Below are 13713 nucleotides of genomic sequence, written 5' to 3'. Positions count from 1 at the left end.
TCACCCTATGCTCTTCTCTATTTCCAGTTCGAGTAACTTGTTCAGCTCAACGGCGTACTCGAATGGAAGCTCTTTCACCACGGGTTCAACGAATCCTTTCACTATCATCGCCTTTGCTTCCTGTTCAGAGAGCCCCCTGCTCATGAGGTAGAAAATCTGGTCTTCCCCTATCCTTCCAATCCTCGCCTCGTGCCCGACGTCTGCCCTGTCTGTTTCCACTTCTATGATCGGAACGGTATCACTCTTCGATCGGTTGTCGAGCATCAAAGCCGCGCACTCAACGGAGGCCTTGCTCTTCACGGCTTCCTTTGTGATTTTCAAAAGGCCTCTGTAGAAAGCCCAGCCTCCACCGAGAGAAATGCTCTTTGCGCTGACGATCGAACTCGTGTATGGAGCGAGGTGAACAACCTTGGAACCGGTGTCCATGTGCTGTCCCGGTCCCGCGTAAGTGATGGACATGCTCTCTGCCCTTGCTCCTTTTCCCTTGAGTATGGTCATTGGATACAACATTGTCTTCTGACTTCCCAGTGAGCCCGAGACCCAGGTCATCGACCCTTCTTCGTCGACTATCGATCTCTTTGTGTTGAGGTTGTACGTGTTCTTGCTCCAGTTCTGAATGGTGAGGTACTTGACCTTTGCGCCTTTTTTGACGTATATTTCGACCATTCCAGCGTGAAGATTGATGATGTTGTACCTTGGAGCAGAACAACCCTCTATGAAGGTAACTTCACTGCCTTCTTCAGCGACTATGATGGTGTGCTCGAACTGCCCCATACCGGGATTGCTCATCAGAAAATACGCCTGAAGCGGCATGGGAATTTTCACACCCGCCGGGACGTACAAGAAGGTTCCACCGCTCCATATGGCTCCATGAAGAGCAGCGAACTTGTGATCGGTGATGGGGACGAGTTTCATGAAGTATTTCTTCACAAGATCGGGGTACTCCCTCACAGCGCTTTCCATATCGAGGAAGATAACGCCCATCTTTTCAAGCTCTTTCTTCATGTTCTGATAGACAATCTCCGAGTCGAGCTGAGCTCCCACACCCGCGAGGTACTTTCTTTCCGCTTCCGGTATCCCGAGTTTATCGAAAGCCTCTTTCACCTCTTCTGGAACTTCTTCCCAGGAGGTGCTCTTCTTCGCGTCGGGTTTTATGTAGGAGACTATCTTTCCGAGGTCGAGGCCGGATATGTCCACACCGAATCTGGGATTGTGCCACTCGTTGAACACTTTCAGTGATTCTAACCTGTGCTTTAACATCCACTCCGGTTCATCTTTTGCGCGTGATATTTCCATTATCAGCTTCTCGTCAAGACCGGGAGGTGCTTTGTAGGCGGTCTTCACCTTCGGCACGAAATTGAATCGTGAATCGTCAATTATCAGTCTTTCCATCATCTCACACCCTCCAGGGAGTAGCCCTTCTCTTCTATTTCGTCTGCCAGTTCCGGACCGCCGCTTGTGACTATACGTCCATCTACGTAAACGTGAACCTTATCTATTCTCTTCAAGTGATCGAGGAGTCTTTTGTAGTGCGTGATGATGAGAAGTGTCACTCCCTCTTCGTTCAGTCTAGCTATCAGATTTGCGATCAATCTCAACGCATCGACATCGAGACCCGAGTCTATCTCATCGAGGATGAGCAGTTTCGGTCGAAGGAAGAGACTCTGAAGGATCTCAGACCTTTTCTTTTCTCCACCGGAAAATCCGACGTTCAGGTACCTTTCTAGGAAATCCTTGTCTAAACCGAGTTTTTCAGCGGTTTCCTCGAGTTCTTTCCTCAACTCCAGGTAGTTTTTATCCTCTCCATGAATCCTCCGATGAGCTGTGATGAGAAACTGAGAAAGCTTCACTCCCTCAACTTCGTATGGATTCTGAAAAGTCATCATTATACCGAGTTTTGCTCTCTCATTTGGGGGCAGATCCTTTATGGAATTTCCTTCAAAAACGATGTCTCCTTCCGTCACAATGTATCTGGGATTTCCCATGATGACGTTCGCGAGGGTCGATTTTCCGCTACCGTTTGGACCCATGAGAACGTGGACTTCTCCCTTTTCTATCTCCAGATTCACGCCCTTCAATATTTCCTTGTCTTCGTCTCTCAGCTTCGCGTGCAGATTCACTATTCTGAGCATTTCGTTCCCTCCTCTTATGTTTTCCTAATTGATTATAACACACGTGCGGTTGTTATGAATAAGTTTTGATTTTTGTAAGGTTGAAATAATCTTTCTGACGATGTGGTATAATAAAAAAAGGAGCCGGGGTGGCGGAATTGGCAGACGCAGCGGACTTAAAATCCGCTGGGGTTCACAACCCCGTGTCGGTTCGAGTCCGATCCCCGGCACCACCCGGGCACCTCCAAAAAGGTGCCCTTCTTCTTTGAGGAGGGAGCGAACATGAGAGTTGAACTCCTCTTTGAAAGTGGAAAATGTGTGATAGATCTCAATGAGGAATACGAGGTCGTCAAATTGTTGAAGGAAAAAATTCCATTCGAAAGTGTCGTGAACACTTGGGGCGAGGAGATATACTTCTCAACTCCTGTGAACGTTCAGAAGATGGAAAACCCAAGGGAAGTAGTTGAAATAGGAGACGTTGGATACTGGCCTCCGGGAAAAGCGCTGTGTCTGTTCTTTGGGAAAACTCCCATGAGCGATGACAAAATTCAACCAGCGAGTGCTGTAAACGTGATAGGAAAGATCGTGGAAGGGCTGGAAGATCTGAAAAAAATAAAAGACGGCGAGAAGGTCGCCGTCAGATTTGCATCCTCATGATGTCTCTGTAAGCTTCCACGATTCTGTTTCTTACTTCGACGGTGAGCCTCAACGCTATGGAAGCCTTCTCGGCTTCTATTATAACCTCGTGTATGTTGCTTATCCTGCCCTGGGCGAAATCATCCGCTGCCTTCTCGGCTTTCTTCTGTATGTCGTTTACCTTTTCCAGTGCTTCTTTCAGCGCTTCTGAAAAGTTGTTTTCACTTTTCTTTTGAGTCTTTCCACTCTGGCTCAAAGGGCCGAGTCCCTCTATCCTGTCAACCATCGCTCATTACCCCCTTCCTATCTGAAGGGCGCTGTTCACCATAGCCTTTGTCACATTGAAAGCCGCCACGTTCGCATCGTATGCTCTCTGCGCGTTTATCAGATCCACCATTTCTCTGACGATATTCACGTTGGGCATCCTCACGTATCCGTTCTCATCCGCGTCAGGGTGTGTAGGATCGTATACGAGTCTGAACGGTGAAGGGTCTTCCTCTATTTTTACAACTTTCACCCCAGCGCTTTCTATTTTACCATTTGGTGTTCTTCTCAGATACTCGGCGAACACAGGTACCTTCCTCCTGTAAGGTTCTCCTGTTTCAGTTCTGGTGGTTTCAGCGTTCGCTATGTTTGTTGAGACGATCTCGACTCTGAGTCTCTGAGCGGACATTCCAGTTGCGCTGATGTTCATGATCTCGAATTCGCTCATCATCTGACACCCCTCAGCACGGCATTGTACCTATCTATGTTCAGCGACATGAGTCTGGTGAGCACCTGATACCTGAGTCCATTCTTCACAAGCTGGACCATCTCGTAATCGATATCAACATTGTTTCCATCGTTTCTCATGGTGGTTGTGTTGTCCACAAGAACACGTGGTTCTACGACATTCTTTGAACCGATGAGGTGCTTTTCGTTTGTCTTCGAAAGCTTCAGTTTCATTTCTGATTCCTTCAAAAGTTCCTCGAATGCCACGTATTTTCTTTTGTAACCGGGTGTGCTCACATTTGCTATGTTCAGTGAGTGAACGTTCTGTCTCAAAAGAGCAACGTCCATCGCCTGTTTTAGCGTGTAGAAGTTCGTGTTGAACATCTTCACACCTCCACTATTACTTTTCTTCGACTGAGGCTCCAATTCCTAAAACTTCCTCTAGGTTGTTTTCTATGTCGTGTTCTATAAGCTTCGATATGATTTCGTCCAGGTCTCCATCGAGGATCTCCTGCAGTCTATAAGAAGTGTAGTTTATTCTATGATCCGTAACTCTGTTCTGGGGGAAGTTGTAAGTTCTGATTTTTTCGCTTCTCTCACCAGTTCCTATCTGTGATTTTCTCTTCTGCGAGATCTCCCTTTCTTTCTGTTCCTTCTGTAGCTGGTAGAGTCTTGCTCTGAGGATCCTCAGAGCGGTTTGTTTGTTCTGATACTGAGATCTTTCGTTCTGACACGAGACCACTATTCCCGTTGGAAGATGTGTGATCCTCACAGCGGATTCGGTCTTGTTGACGTACTGTCCACCGTGTCCCGATGCCCTGAAAGTTTCTATCTTCAAGTCTTCCGGCCTGATTTCTATATCCTTTTCTTCAATCTCTGGAAGAACGGCAACGGTAGCGGTGGACGTATGGATTCTCCCTCCAGACTCTGTAACAGGAACTCTCTGGACTCTATGGACACCGCTTTCGTACTTCAAAATACCGTAAGCGTTCTTTCCCTTCACAAAGAAGACCACTTCCCTTATTCCACCGAGATCCGTTTCGTGGATTTCAGCGACTTCGAGGTTCCAGCCTTTTCTTTCTGCGTACCTGGTGTACATTCTGAACAGATCCCGCGCGAAGAGAGCGGCTTCTTCTCCACCCGTGCCTGGTCTGATTTCTACGATTGCTTTATCGCTCGCTTCTGGAGAAAGAAGAAAGAGCAGTTCTTGATAGAGCTGGTCAAGTTCTTTCTCGTACTTTTCTATCTCCAGTTCATTTTCTCCTTCTTCTCTCAAAAGTTCGATGAACTCTTGAGTTTCTTTTATTCTGTTTGTGATGTTCTCTATTTCTTCTATCTTTGCGTATTCCATCCCGTAGTTCTTCATCTGTTCGGGAGTCAGATCTGGCCTGGCGAGGAGCTTTTCGATCTCTTTTTTCTTTTCTTTCACTATCGAGGAGATCTTCTCTACGAGGGCTTCATTCCTAATCTTCGAGCCACCTCCTCCTGGTTCCTGGCAAACTGCAGAGCGGATTCTCTGGATATCTCTCCTTTGAGTGCGGCTTTCACGAGTGCGTCATCGAAGAGGACCATTCCGTGTCTCGCACCAGCCTGTATCAGAGATTCGAGCTGGTGGAGTTTGTTTTCTCTTATCAGGTTCCTCACGGCCGGAGTTCCCACCATGATCTCCAGGATCGGAGTGAAACCTATTCCGTTGGCTTTCGGTACAAGCCTCTGATAAATCACGGCGATCAAGGTGTTCGCGAGCTGAAGAGCGATCTGTCTTTGCTGATGTGCTGGAAAAACATCTATGATTCTCTCAGGTGCGGAAGCCGCGGAGTTCGTGTGAACCGTGGCAAGAACGAGGTGTCCCGTTTCCGCCGCGGTGAGAGCGAGAGCCATTGTCTCAAGGTCTCTCATTTCTCCCACGAGGATCACATCCGGGTCCTGCCTCAGAGCGTACTTCAATCCGTTGTAGAAAGAGTCCGTGTCTGAACCGAGTTCTCTCTGGTGAATCACAGATTTTTTGTTTGTGAAAACGTATTCTATCGGGTCTTCTATCGTTATTATGTGGTGTGGGAAATTTTCGTTGATGTGATCTATCATGGCGGCGAGTGTGGTGGATTTTCCGCTTCCTGTGGGACCAGCCACCAATATCAAGCCGTACTTTCTCTCAACGAATGTTTTCAAGATCTCTGGTAGTCCCAGTTCCTGAAAAGTTCTGATCTTTTTTGGTATCAACCTGAAAGCGAGAGCGGGGTTCTTTCTCTCGTAGTAGAGGTTTCCCCTCACCCTTATCGCTTCTGCCACGGTAAAGGAAAAATCCACTTCTTTCGTTTTAGGTGGGAACGGCTGTCCGATCTCAGTGAACAGATCTTTCAGAGCGTTCATTATAGATTCTTTTGTGAGTTTTCCGTACTTTTCCTGAGGTACAAGGTCCCCATCTATACGGTAATAAGGAGGGCAACCCACCGAGATGTGCACATCGGTTGCCCTCAAACCGTACGCTTCTGTGATAATCTTCAGAAAAGAAACTTTCATGTCTTCCACGCTGTCACTTCCTTTCTCCTTTCAAAACAGCCAGACACCTTGGACAAACCCCCGGAAAATCTTCAGAAGCAGAGATCTCCGTTGTGTATTTCCAGCACCTCTGACATTTTTCACCCTCTGCGTGTTTGACGGTCACCTCTACCAGTTCTCCTTTCAATTCTCCCGAAGCGTCCGAAAGGGATACCTTCGATACTATGAAGAGTTCTTCGAGTATGTCTCTGTATTTTTCCAGAAGCGCTTTGATGGTGTCATTTTTGGGTACAAGTACGACCTCAGCGTCGAGGGAGTGACCGATCACATCTTGCTGTCTCTTCTCCTCGAGGGCCTTCAACACGTCTTCTCTTATGGAGAGGAGTTTTTCGAAGTCTTCCATGAGCTTTCTATCGATGAACTCTTCTCTGTACTCTGGCCAGTATTCTGCCTGAACCGTTTTGTATTTTCTGTCCTTTTCATGAAGATGGGAGTAAACCTCTTCCATCGTGAAAGTCATGATGGGTGCAAGGATCTTCATCAGAGAGATGAGTATTTCGTGCATCACCGTCTGCGCCGATCTTCTGTATATTGAATCCTTCGCTTCCACGTAGAGTCTGTCCTTTACGACGTCCAGGTAGAGGGAGCTGAGTTCTGTTGTGCAGTACTTCACCACGAGATTGTAAACCTTCGAGAATTCGTAGCTGTCGTAATATTCGGTGGCGCGTTTTATGATCTCCTGCAGTCGTCCAAGAGCCCATCTGTCGATCGTTAAGAGTTTTTCATGAGGAACTCTGTCAAGTTCAGGATCAAAGTCCTCTAGATTTCCAAGGAGGAATCGGAACGTGTTTCTTATCTTCCTGTAAACTTCCGTTTGTTGTTCGACGATCCTCATGGATATCTTTATGTCGTTGAAGTAGTCGCTGCTCGCAAGCCACAGTCTCAGAATCTCGGCACCGTATTTTTCCACCACTTCCATGGGATCCACTACGTTTCCGAGGGACTTGCTCATCTTTCTTCCCTGTTCGTCCTTTATGAATCCGTGTGTTAGCACTTCTTTGTAAGGTGCGGACCCCCTCTTTGCGACGGCAAGGAAGATGGAAGAATGGAACCATCCCCTGTGCTGATCGCTACCTTCAAGGTACATGTCGAGGGGGAACGGGTGATCTTCTCTCTTCGTGGTTATGTATTCGAAGGAGGCACCAGAATCTATCCATACGTCGAGTGTATCCAGCATTTTTTCGAAAGATCGCTTGCCGCATTTTGGACACACAAAATCTTCGGGGATGAGTTCTTCCACCTCTTTTTCAAACCAGGCGTTTGTACCTTCTTTTTCAACGATTTTCATGAAGTGTTCTATCACCTTCGGATCGAGTACCACTTCTCCGCATTCTTTACATTTCACCGCTGGTATGGGAGTTCCCCAGACACGCTGTCTTGAGATACACCAGTCGGGCCTTTCCTCCACCATGGATCTGATTCTGTTCCGGCCCCATTCCGGTATCCACTTCACCTTGTCTATTTCTTCCAGCACTTTCTGCCTGAGGTTGTTGTGATCCACAGAAATGAACCACTGCTCAGTTGCTCTGAAGATCACAGGTCCTTTACAGCGCCAGCAGTGCGGGTAGGAGTGTGTGATACTTGAAGCGTGAACGAGAATACCCTTTCTCTTCAGATCCTCTATGATCACCTCGTTGGCATCTTCTATGAACATTCCCTTGTATTTTCCCGCTTCTTCCGTGAAACGTCCCTCCTCATCAACGGGAGAGACGATGGGAAGACCGTATTGCACATGACCGTAGATGTAGTCTTCTTCACCGTGACCGGGGGCTATGTGAACACATCCTGTTCCTGTTTCGAGAGATACGTAATCGGCCAGAATGACTCTGGAGGTCCTGTCATCGAAGATGGGATGAACGAACTCTTTTCCTTCCAGATCTTTTCCTTTTATTTTCTCGACGACATTGGAACAGTCGATTCCAGTCTCCTTCGAAAAAGCATCGAGAAGATCCGTTGCGATGACCCATTTCTCTTCTCCGACTTTCACCACCGAGTATTCGTAATCGGGGTGCAGAGCGATACCGACGTTTGCCGGCAGTGTCCAGGGTGTTGTGGTCCATATCACGATGAAGAAATTCGGATCTTCTTTGGATCTGAACTTCACGTATATGGAAGGAGATTTATGATCGTGGTATTCGATTTCCGCTTCCGCGAGGGCAGTTCTGCATCTCGGACACCAGTAGATGGGTTTCAAAGATCTGTAAACGTTTCCCTGTTCTACAAGGGTTTTGAAAACATCCAGTATTTTCACCTCGTAGTCTGGCTTCAACGTGATGTATGGATTTTCCCAGTCTCCCCGAACGCCGAGTCTTTTAAATTCTTCTCTCTGTATATCAACGAATCTGAGAGCGAATTCCTCACACTTCTTTCTGATCTCTGCGGGTGACATTTCTTTTATCTTTTCACCCAGTTCCTGAGACACCCTGTGTTCTATGGGAAGACCGTGGGTGTCCCAGCCAGGAACGTACGGTGCCCTGTATCCTCTCATCGTTTTGTATTTGACGACGATGTCCTTCAGAATCTTGTTCAGGGCCGTTCCAATGTGGATGTGACCGTTTGCGTAAGGGGGTCCATCGTGCAGGACAAAAAGGGGTTTTCCTTTTCTCTGTTCGAGTACGTAGTTGTAAAGGTCCATCTTTTCCCATTCTTCGAGAAAAACTTTTTCTTTGTTCACCAAGTTTGCCTTCATTGGAAATGAAGTTTTTGGCAAGTTCAGTGTGTTTTTGTATTCCATAAACTTTTCACACCTCCTGTGTCACGAAAGTAGCTTCTTCACTTTCTCTTTCAATTCGTCGAAGTTGAACGACTTCACAACGTATTCATCCGCTGCCCACGAAGAAAGATCGGATCTATAATGAGAATAGGCCGTGAGGAGGATAATCTTTGCGTCTTTCTTTTTCTTTCTGATCTCACCGGCTACCTCCAGTCCACTGATACCGGGCATCTCTATGTCGAGAATCACCAGGTCGTAGTTTCCAGAGAAGAATTTTTTCAAGGCTTCTTCCCCGTTTTCTGCCGTGTCAATTTCGTAACCCTCTTCCTGAAGTTCCTCTTTCAGAAGTTCCCTTATGTTCGGCTCATCATCGACAACCAGTATCCTTTTCATTCTCTCACCTCTTTTCTGGTGTCTTTGGAATTTCAAAGATGAAAACAACCCCGTTTTCTCTGTTTTCCGTCCATATTTTTCCTCCGTGTTCATCCTCTATGATCTTTCTGCAGATTGAAAGTCCTAAACCTGTTCCCTGAGTCTTTGTGGTGAAGAACGGTGAGAATATCTTTTCTTTCAGCTCCTCCGGTATGGGGGGACCCGAGTTCCAGACACTCACTCTCACCTTGGTGTACATATCTTCCGACGTTATCTTTATCTTACCATTTTCCCCTGTCGCTTCTATTGCATTTTGAACAAGGTTTATCAGTACCTGTTTTATCCTCGTTCTATCGGCTTCAACTCTGAGGTCTTCGTTGTCCGTTTCAAAGCAAAAATCTATGTTCATCTTTCTGATCTTTTCCTCGAATAGAACGTAGACCTCTCTTATGAGTTCGTTCAGATTGAATTCGGTGAATTCCAGCACCTGCCGTTCTTTGCTGTATTCCAGGATTTCCTTGACAATCGTTTCAAGCCTGGATAGTTCGTTCGTTATTATGTTGATGTATTTCTTCAGCGTCTCTGGATCGTCAAGATGTTTCTTCATGCGCATTATGAAACCGCCTATTATCGTTATTGGATTCCTTATCTCGTGAGCGACTCTTGCAGTCATCTCTCCCAGTATGGAAAGTCTTTCTCTTCTTTTTCTTTCCTCTTCGTATTTGTACAGCTCTGTGACATCGTCGATCGTGATGATGACTCCCTCGAGCAACTGTGTTTTGGCATTTCTGAAAGGGGAGAATCTTATGTTGAAATACCTTTCTCCGAATTTGTAGAAGTTGAGAAACACGGGTTCTTTGTTTTCAAAAACGCTTTCTGCGACTGATCCGATCTCTTCAAAGTCGGGGAGATCTTTGAGCCTTCTTCCGAGTACGTTTTCTTTCTTCAGACCAAACAGTTGTTCGGCCTTTTTGTTCCATTCGGTTATACGCCCATCTTTGCTCAGCGTTATGATGGCTGTTTCCAGGCTCTCCAGAATGCTTTCACTGAAGTTCCTGAGGTGTTCCACGAGTTCGTTTTGACGCTGAAGATCCAGAGTTTTCTTTCTCAGGTTTTCGTAATTATATGCGTTCTCCAGAGCAAGACCTGCACTTTCAGAGAAAAGTTTGAGCACGTCCAGATCCAGATCGGTGACTTCCTTTTTGCTGAATTTGTTGTCCACCACCACAACACCGAGAGTGTCCCATCGCCCAACAAGTGGAAAGACTATGAACTCATCGTTTTCAAGGATACTTATAACATCTTCTATTTCGTACCTGATTTTTTCGAGAGTTTCTCTCGAAGTCCTCACTATACTCTTTCTCAAAACCACCCTTTCGAATATCGGATGTTCTCTGTAGTAAAATCTCTTTCCCCTTATTTTTTCATTGAACTTCGTTTCAAACGAGAATGTGAGCGCCTCCTCCCTTAAAAACTGTACCAGATCTGTGTATCTCAAGGTTCTTTTTCTGAGGTATCTCTTGAGTTCTTCGTGTTCCTGAAGTGTATCGCCACCCACCGCGGAAACGACCATCAGAGAGCCTGTACCTTCATCTTTTTTGAGAAGAACAGCACGGTCGAAATTGAATCCTCTCTCTGAAACAAGGCTGAGCAAAATCACACGGTAAAGGTTGTTCGGATCATAAACAGATCTCATGGCCTGGCTGACGTAATAAATTATTCTCATTTTCTTTATGTGTTCTTTCTGTATCTCTGAAACTTTCAGCTGTTCTTCGTACGACTTTTTCAATTTCTGGACTTCTTCTTTAAGCCTCCAGAGTTTTTCTGATACGTTTCCGATGAATTCTAAAAGTTTCGTACAGAGTACCTCTTCTTCTTCATCGAATGCGCCTTCGCGAACCACAACAAGATGCAGTTTGTTCCTCCACTCTCTCACACTCGCCCCTGGATGTTTCTTTTTTATCTCATCGATGGAGAGTTTCTCTCCCTTCGAAGAATAAGAAGCATCGCCCTCTATCAGATAGACTTCTTCCGCATCCAGAAATTCTCTGACTTTTTTGAGGGAAAACCTGAGAGCTTCCTCTTTCGGGTGAACACATATTGAATCCACAAGAGAGAGCAACAGCTCATAAACGGTGAGCCTTTTGTAGAGTCTGACGATTTCGAAAGACTCTTCATCATTTGCCACAACTGTATGCTTTCCAAATCTGCAGGTGAAACCTTCCTGAGGGATTTCATCCTCGCTTTCCAGAATCCTTATTCCCTTTATCTGTTTCAGTCTCTCCGGAACCATCTGGTATCACTTCCTTCACCCAGTCTAAATGAGATCCTCTCCAAAAGATTCTTCCGCAGCTGGGACATCTGGAGAATTTCTCTGCGTTCAGAAAAACGTACAGAGGCACCTTTTCAATCACTTCCTCACGTGGAGTCGGCAAGAGTTCTCTGTTACAGTACGGGCACCTTGCACGTTCTGGTTTCAGTTTAAAATGTTCTATCACCCTTTTCAAATCTTTTTCATCTTTGATATAGAAGACTTTCTGCCCATATTTTTCGAAAAATTTTATAAGAGAACATTTCTTTGTGAGAAGAATTCTACCCTCTTTCCTGCATATCAGAAGGACTTTCCCGGGTTCTTCAGAGTAGCAAACCTTCACATCCACCCCGAGGATTCTCAACTTTTTTGCAAGCGGTACCAGCGAGGCATCGACAGCGAATCGAACCTCACTCATAATCTATCCTCCACTATTTAATGATAAACTAAAAGTGGGAGGGATAAATTATGAAGATAGAAAGACTCGATAAATACATCTGGAAAATTCCAAAAGAGGGAGATATGAAGGTTGACGCGATCATATTCACGGACGCCGAGAGTGTGAACGATCCTCAGTTCAGAGAAGCGATGAAACAGCTCATGAACGTGGCCACGCTTCCCGGCATTGTGAAATACGCCCTCGCCATGCCGGACATACACTGGGGTTACGGCTTTCCAATAGGAGGAGTCGCCGCTTTCGATGTGAAAGAAGGAATCATTTCGCCGGGTGGTGTGGGTTTCGATATAAACTGTGGAGTACGCCTGATGAAGACAGATCTCACCTACGAAGATGTGAAAGATAGAATGAGGTCTCTTGTCGAAGCTATATACGAATTCGTTCCCGCGGGTGTTGGTTCAACGGGAGACATCGTTCTCGGCAAGAAGGGGCTCAGGAAAGTTCTCGTTGAAGGTGCGGAGTGGGCTGTCAAGTCAGGGTACGGTCTTGAGGAAGATCTGGAAAGAATCGAAGACGGTGGAAAGATACATCCAGCGGATCCCTCGTACGTATCGGAGGAAGCGTTCGAGAGAGGAAGTGACGAGCTCGGAACTCTCGGTGCGGGAAACCACTTCGTGGAGGTTCAAATGGTTCAGGAAATATACGACGAAGAACTCGCTGAATTTTTCGGTCTGGAGATCGGTACCATCACGGTGATGATTCACTCCGGAAGCAGAGGATTCGGACATCAGGTTGCGACCGACTACATAAGGCTCATGAGGGATAATCTGAAGGAACACAACAAAAATCTACCCGACAAACAGCTTATAAACGCTCCGTTCGAACATCCACTTGGACAGGCCTATTATTCTGCCATGAATTGTGCAGCGAACTACGCGTTCGCGAACAGGGAGATCCTCGGGCATCTCGTTAGAAAAGCTTTCTGGAAAGTGTTCGGGAGAGACACACGTGTTGATCTCATCTACGACGTTGCTCACAACATCGCAAAAGTGGAAGAGTACGAAGTTGACGGAAAAAGAAGAAAACTGGTCGTCCACAGAAAGGGTGCCACACGTTCTCTTGGTCCCGGAAGCGAAAAGGTTCCTTCGATCTACAGAGAAGTGGGACAGCCCGTCATCATACCGGGTGACATGGGGACTGCTTCCTATCTTCTGGTAGGAACAAAGAAAGCCGAAGAAAAGACCTTCGGTTCCACCGCACACGGAGCGGGGAGAGTCCTTGGAAGGTCCGCTGCCCTGAAGAAGCTGGATTACAGGGAAGTTCTCGATGAACTGGCAGAAAAAAATATTGTCGTCATGAGCAAGAGTAAAAAGACTCTGGTTGAAGAAGCTCCTGAAGTTTACAAAGACGTGGACAGAGTGGTGCAGATCGTTCATGAGATAGGTATTTCGAGAAAAGTAGCCAGGATGATTCCTCTTGGTGTTGTGAAGGGGTGATACCATCGTAGAAAAAATGTATGTTCGAGAAGTGAAAGACGGGAAAGTGGTGGTGGCAAAAGCTAGAACGAGCGCTTGTGGGAGTTGCCCGGCAAAGAACATCTGTCTTTCCGACAACGAGATAAAACTCGAGATAGACTGGTGTGGAGAAGATTTGAAGCCCGGTGATGAGGTTGTGGTAGACATACCCGAGTACGATCCTTTGAAGGTATCAACACTCGTTTATTTTCTTCCGCTTGTGATATTCGCGGTGACTGTGATAACTGGATACCTTTTTAGGCTGAAAGATTGGGTAACCTTCGTACTTGCGCTGGGAAGCGTTTTCGCCTATTATTCTCTGTTTCGTTTCAGAAGAAAAGACAGAAAACCTCCTAGAATTCTCAGGAAGGTCTCTTAGGAGGTGTTTG

14 protein-coding genes and 1 tRNA gene are annotated in these 13713 nt (G+C 46.3%); 4 read left to right on the top strand and 11 right to left on the bottom strand.

All coding sequences use genetic code 11. From position 1 onward, the window contains the following. Nucleotides 1-1395: a Fe-S cluster assembly protein SufB gene (gene sufB, locus TM_RS06940; protein ID WP_004081565.1), complete on the bottom strand. Its 1395-nt coding sequence runs from the start codon at nucleotides 1393-1395 to the stop codon at nucleotides 1-3. Beyond that, nucleotides 1392-2132, bottom strand: a complete 741-nt coding sequence (gene sufC, locus TM_RS06935; protein ID WP_004081564.1) for a Fe-S cluster assembly ATPase SufC — start codon at nucleotides 2130-2132, stop codon at nucleotides 1392-1394. The genes sufB and sufC overlap by 4 nt, the downstream gene beginning before the upstream one ends. 122 nt (nucleotides 2133-2254) lie before the next feature. Between sufC and TM_RS06930 the strand changes: the two genes are divergently transcribed. Together TM_RS06930 and TM_RS06925 are read left to right on the top strand one after the other, a co-directional pair. After that, nucleotides 2255-2344 (top strand) — tRNA-Leu (locus tag TM_RS06930). 49 nt (nucleotides 2345-2393) lie between these two features. Further along, entirely contained in the window at nucleotides 2394-2768 is a 375-nt protein-coding gene (locus tag TM_RS06925) for a cyclophilin-like fold protein (protein WP_004081563.1), read from the top strand. Here TM_RS06925 and fliE read toward each other — a convergent pair. Genes fliE through TM_RS06880 form a run of 9 tightly spaced genes read right to left on the bottom strand, consistent with a single transcriptional unit; the run spans nucleotide 2749 to nucleotide 11831 of the window. Further along, nucleotides 2749-3033, bottom strand: coding sequence for a flagellar hook-basal body complex protein FliE (gene fliE / locus TM_RS06920; protein ID WP_004081562.1), 285 nt, complete (start codon nucleotides 3031-3033; stop codon nucleotides 2749-2751). The genes TM_RS06925 and fliE overlap by 20 nt on opposite strands. A gap of 6 nt (nucleotides 3034-3039) precedes the next feature. Continuing rightward, nucleotides 3040-3462 carry a flagellar basal body rod protein FlgC gene (gene flgC / locus TM_RS06915; RefSeq protein ID WP_004081561.1) on the bottom strand — a complete coding sequence of 141 codons (423 nt, stop codon included), beginning with the start codon at nucleotides 3460-3462 and terminating at the stop codon, nucleotides 3040-3042. After that, complete coding sequence (gene flgB / locus TM_RS06910; protein WP_004081560.1) at nucleotides 3459-3842, bottom strand: flagellar basal body rod protein FlgB; 384 nt, start codon at nucleotides 3840-3842, stop codon at nucleotides 3459-3461. Before flgB ends, flgC begins: the two co-directional genes overlap by 4 nt. Nucleotides 3843-3858: 16 nt before the next feature. Then, the gene (gene prfA / locus TM_RS06905) at nucleotides 3859-4887 is read right to left on the bottom strand and encodes a peptide chain release factor 1 (protein ID WP_004081559.1); all 1029 of its coding nucleotides are present in this window, start codon (nucleotides 4885-4887) and stop codon (nucleotides 3859-3861) included. A gap of 17 nt (nucleotides 4888-4904) precedes the next feature. Continuing rightward, nucleotides 4905-5987: a type IV pilus twitching motility protein PilT gene (locus tag TM_RS06900; protein WP_004081558.1), complete on the bottom strand. Its 1083-nt coding sequence runs from the start codon at nucleotides 5985-5987 to the stop codon at nucleotides 4905-4907. Between the two features lie 4 nt (nucleotides 5988-5991). After that, nucleotides 5992-8751, bottom strand: coding sequence for an isoleucine--tRNA ligase (gene ileS / locus TM_RS06895; protein ID WP_004081557.1), 2760 nt, complete (start codon nucleotides 8749-8751; stop codon nucleotides 5992-5994). A gap of 21 nt (nucleotides 8752-8772) precedes the next feature. After that, nucleotides 8773-9123: a response regulator gene (locus TM_RS06890; RefSeq protein ID WP_004081556.1), complete on the bottom strand. Its 351-nt coding sequence runs from the start codon at nucleotides 9121-9123 to the stop codon at nucleotides 8773-8775. 4 nt (nucleotides 9124-9127) lie between these two features. Beyond that, the gene (locus TM_RS06885) at nucleotides 9128-11395 is read right to left on the bottom strand and encodes a sensor histidine kinase (RefSeq protein ID WP_004081555.1); all 2268 of its coding nucleotides are present in this window, start codon (nucleotides 11393-11395) and stop codon (nucleotides 9128-9130) included. Then, on the bottom strand, nucleotides 11337-11831 hold the full coding sequence (locus TM_RS06880) for a Mut7-C RNAse domain-containing protein (protein ID WP_004081554.1): 495 nt from the start codon (nucleotides 11829-11831) through the stop codon (nucleotides 11337-11339). Before TM_RS06880 ends, TM_RS06885 begins: the two co-directional genes overlap by 59 nt. Before the next feature lie 50 nt (nucleotides 11832-11881). Here TM_RS06880 and TM_RS06875 point away from each other — a divergent pair, with 50 nt between their 5' ends. Both TM_RS06875 and TM_RS06870 read left to right on the top strand, forming a co-directional pair. Next, entirely contained in the window at nucleotides 11882-13306 is a 1425-nt protein-coding gene (locus TM_RS06875; protein ID WP_004081553.1) for an RtcB family protein, read from the top strand. A 31-nt stretch (nucleotides 13307-13337) separates the two neighbouring features. Next, nucleotides 13338-13703: a SoxR reducing system RseC family protein gene (locus TM_RS06870; protein WP_233417786.1), complete on the top strand. Its 366-nt coding sequence runs from the start codon at nucleotides 13338-13340 to the stop codon at nucleotides 13701-13703. Nucleotides 13704-13713: the final 10 nt, after the last annotated feature.

The organism is Thermotoga maritima MSB8 (genome assembly GCF_000008545.1).
Classification (GTDB): Bacteria; Thermotogota; Thermotogae; order Thermotogales; family Thermotogaceae; genus Thermotoga; species Thermotoga maritima.
This window is presented reverse-complemented; position numbering and strand designations above follow the sequence as displayed.

What these genes read in the sequence shown, in the direction of transcription:
- sufB (WP_004081565.1), bottom strand. Translation starts at nt 1,395, where the DNA reads ATGATGGAAAGACTGATAATTGACGATTCACGATTCAATTTCGTGCCG.
- sufC (WP_004081564.1), bottom strand. Translation starts at nt 2,132, where the DNA reads ATGCTCAGAATAGTGAATCTGCACGCGAAGCTGAGAGACGAAGACAAG.
- TM_RS06925 (WP_004081563.1), top strand. Translation starts at nt 2,394, where the DNA reads ATGAGAGTTGAACTCCTCTTTGAAAGTGGAAAATGTGTGATAGATCTC.
- fliE (WP_004081562.1), bottom strand. Translation starts at nt 3,033, where the DNA reads ATGGTTGACAGGATAGAGGGACTCGGCCCTTTGAGCCAGAGTGGAAAG.
- flgC (WP_004081561.1), bottom strand. Translation starts at nt 3,462, where the DNA reads ATGATGAGCGAATTCGAGATCATGAACATCAGCGCAACTGGAATGTCC.
- flgB (WP_004081560.1), bottom strand. Translation starts at nt 3,842, where the DNA reads ATGTTCAACACGAACTTCTACACGCTAAAACAGGCGATGGACGTTGCT.
- ileS (WP_004081557.1), bottom strand. Translation starts at nt 8,751, where the DNA reads ATGGAATACAAAAACACACTGAACTTGCCAAAAACTTCATTTCCAATG.
- TM_RS06890 (WP_004081556.1), bottom strand. Translation starts at nt 9,123, where the DNA reads ATGAAAAGGATACTGGTTGTCGATGATGAGCCGAACATAAGGGAACTT.
- TM_RS06885 (WP_004081555.1), bottom strand. Translation starts at nt 11,395, where the DNA reads ATGGTTCCGGAGAGACTGAAACAGATAAAGGGAATAAGGATTCTGGAA.
- TM_RS06880 (WP_004081554.1), bottom strand. Translation starts at nt 11,831, where the DNA reads ATGAGTGAGGTTCGATTCGCTGTCGATGCCTCGCTGGTACCGCTTGCA.
- TM_RS06875 (WP_004081553.1), top strand. Translation starts at nt 11,882, where the DNA reads ATGAAGATAGAAAGACTCGATAAATACATCTGGAAAATTCCAAAAGAG.